The organism is Photorhabdus sp. RM323S, assembly GCF_042879375.1.
GTDB lineage: Bacteria > Pseudomonadota > Gammaproteobacteria > Enterobacterales > Enterobacteriaceae > Photorhabdus > Photorhabdus tasmaniensis.
Genome location: NZ_JBHFKZ010000113.1, coordinates 1 through 3,072 on the forward strand (window position 1 = coordinate 1; position 3,072 = coordinate 3,072).

3 protein-coding genes are annotated in these 3,072 nt (G+C 48.8%); all 3 read left to right on the forward strand.

All coding sequences use genetic code 11. From position 1 onward, the window contains the following. On the forward strand, window positions 1-1,007 hold a 1,007-nt coding region (locus ACGF7G_RS21785), incomplete at its 5' end, for a type VI secretion system Vgr family protein (protein ID WP_387468341.1). Window positions 1,008-1,009: 2 nt separating this feature from the next. Beyond that, a complete protein-coding gene (locus ACGF7G_RS21790; RefSeq protein WP_387468343.1) occupies window positions 1,010-2,368 on the forward strand; it encodes a VRR-NUC domain-containing protein in 1,359 nt (452 codons plus the stop codon). Window positions 2,369-2,383: 15 nt separating this feature from the next. Next, window positions 2,384-3,072: type VI immunity family protein (locus tag ACGF7G_RS21795; RefSeq protein WP_387468345.1), on the forward strand; the 689-nt coding region annotated here is incomplete at its 3' end.

The window sequence follows — 3,072 nt, forward strand, 5'->3', positions numbered from 1 at the left end:
TCAATAAAGAGGGGGCGGTTCGCGTTCACTTCCACTGGAACCGCTATGACGCGCCGGACGACCAGGCTTCCTGCTGGGTACGGGTGGCACAAGGCTGGAATGGCAACGGATTTGGCTTTCTGGCGACACCGCGAGTCGGTCAGGAAGTGATTATCTCCTACCTCAACGGTGATATTGACCGCCCGATTATTACCGGATGCACCTATAACGCGCTTAACCGTCCGCCGTTGAATTTACCGGCGGAAAAGACCCGTACCACATTCAGAACCAAAACCCACAAAGGAAATGGCTTTAACGAATTGCGTTTTGAGGATGAAAACGGCAGCGAGGAAGTGTTTATTCATGCACAACGGGATATGAATACGCAGGTTCTCCGGGATAAAACCACGCAGATAAACCATGACCAGAAAACAGACGTTGCGCATAACCGCACGGTGATAATTAAACACGATGATGACGAAGCTGTGCAGGGCTTCCAGACGCTGGAAGTTAGCAAAAATCAAACGGTGACCATTCAAGGCCAGCAAGCTATTTCAATTGGTAAAAGCCATCAATTGAACGTCACCGATAACCAGCAAATTACCGTGGGTAAACATATCACTCTGAACTCTGAAAGCGGGCAAATTACGATTGGGAATGCGGGCGGGCAGATAGTCATTGACCCAATGGGGAATATCCGTATTGAAGGGGTCAGTATCACCATGTCTGACCATATCACCGGAAAGAAATCCGCCGATGCGCTGTTTGACTATTCTGCCCGCTATACCCTGCTCAGTGAGCAGAGCGGTAAGCCGCTGGTGAATACCCTCTATACCATCACCAACAACAGCGGTCAGATTACCTTTGGTAAAACCGATGCGCTGGGCAGAACCGTCACCATACAAAGTGAGGAAGAAGAAAATCTGCAACTGGATTCACCAGAAGCCCCGCCGAAACCGAAGCAAACCTTATACCGGGTCAGTGGTAACACCCCGGTAGAATATGTGATGGAGTTTAAGGAGAAATAAGTATGGCAATATCCAACAACGGCAAGATGTGCCCAGCCGTGACCTCAATTAATTGCACGATGGAAATAGGGGTCTTTCCCGCTGATGAAGATCCCTGCTATCTGGCGGAAAAAGCCGAATATGCCCAGCGACTGCCGGCAATGATTATCACTAAACTGGGGGCGATTCGCTTTCTTAAACAGATTGTCATGAGCGGATTAATCAAAGTTGAAGAGTATAAGCACGATTTCCTGTGGCCTTATAAGGCAGAAGTGGTGTTTGCTATCAGAGGGAAAAAGGACGCTCCTCTGCCTATGCTGGCGACCAGTCAAATCTCTAAGCAGCGTTATGGTGATAATTTACCGCAATCCAGTAATCCGTTCGCCCGGCCTCCTGCCGCCGATGCGGAGAAATTTGGGGTTGTTGGTATCCGTCGGCCCGATATTATTCTGGTTAAGGATGAAGCGCTCCGCTGGCCGGGCAGAAATGCCACCTACTTCGATGGTTCTGTGCACCCCGATAATCTAAAAATGTTGATTGAGGTGAAATTTCCGGGGGATTCCCTCAGTAAAGGGCAACAAATTGATTACATTCAGATTGCAACCGAAGACCGCTTTGGGGTGCTGCGTATCGATGATAGCCGCACAGAAGAGCAAAAACAGTATGATGAGGCATGGCGAAAACATTACCAACCCGGTTCCCAGCATTATAAAAATCCGATACCGTTGGCCCCGCTACCACCCGGTTTTCCTCCTGATGATGAAGCTTTACCCGTTCCACCCGAAGAGGGCGTACCGGGGACCATTCCTCAACCTCTGACCAAAAAACTCCCACTTATCAGTACCTCCCCCTGGTCTTTTTTACCCAGCTATGAAGACTGGGTTGTCCTCGGGCAGGAGGTGGCTGGTCTGGCCGAAAATGGATTGCATTATGTCCGTGACAGTACCCGGGAGCTCCTTGCTCAGTTTGGTCTCTGGTTCAATCAAGCGGGCAAGTGGGTGTGTGAAGAAATTATTGACCCGATAAGCCATCAGGTCAGTTACGCGTTTTCCTGGGTCAATGAACAGACGGGGAAAATTGTGACCTGGACTGAGGGTGAGATAAAAGCCCAATGGCAGACCGTGCAACAGGGTTCGGATATCACCCTGGAAGAGCTAAAAAGTATTAGCTGGATGCAAATATTTAAAGAGGTGGGTGAAGGCATGTTGGAAGTCGTGGTAATTATTGCCGGTGTTGCCGTTGTTATTCTCGTCACCCTTGCCGTCGCTGCGGCGCTGATTGCACTGGTGGAAATTTTAACTGCTGCCGCAGCGGTCAGCGCCGCCGCATTAGCCGCTGTCCTGGCAATATTGGCGAGTGTGACATTCGCCAGTGCTTCATAATGAAAGGAGAGAAATATGAAAACTTTGGATTATTTTGCCCAGTTGAGATCACAACTGGCTGCGTTTACCTTCCTCAATGGCGATGGGTTGACTGTTTCCCGCTTGGGTATCTCGATAACCCTGTTTTTTAAACAGGGTTACACTCAGGAGAAAAAGCAACGCATTCTGGCCTGCTATCGCCGCTTTCGCGAAGAGTTTGGCACTCACCTGCGTTTTCATTGTCATGAGCTGAAAGGGCTAAAAAAATATTCACCGGAAAACATTGCTAAAGTCGAAGAAGGCATCCTTAATCAGAAAAAAAACCAGTTTTCTGGCTGGGATGTTAGTGACGCTAAAAATCTCTATGAAGCTCCTCACTATCTGATGCATTATCTGGATTCCCGAGAAATTGATGGTGACGATGACAGCTCCTACCTGAGTTTGGTGCTGCCCTGGGATTATCTAAAGGAACAAGAGGGTATGGCTCGCTTTATGGCCTGGCTGAATTTTCTGTGTGAACAGCTTGAACCTGACAGTGGGGATTGTGGTTACTGTCTGGTTTTACCCAACGACTTCTACGATTACTTTCCTTTAGAGTACCAGTTAGCACAGCGCTATCCTTCCCTGCAAGTGAACTCCGCAGTGCACACAGCTAAATTACAGTATGAACATTCCATCCGGGGCATTAACTGGATCACCCTGCTGTCCAAACGCTTTGTCAACCG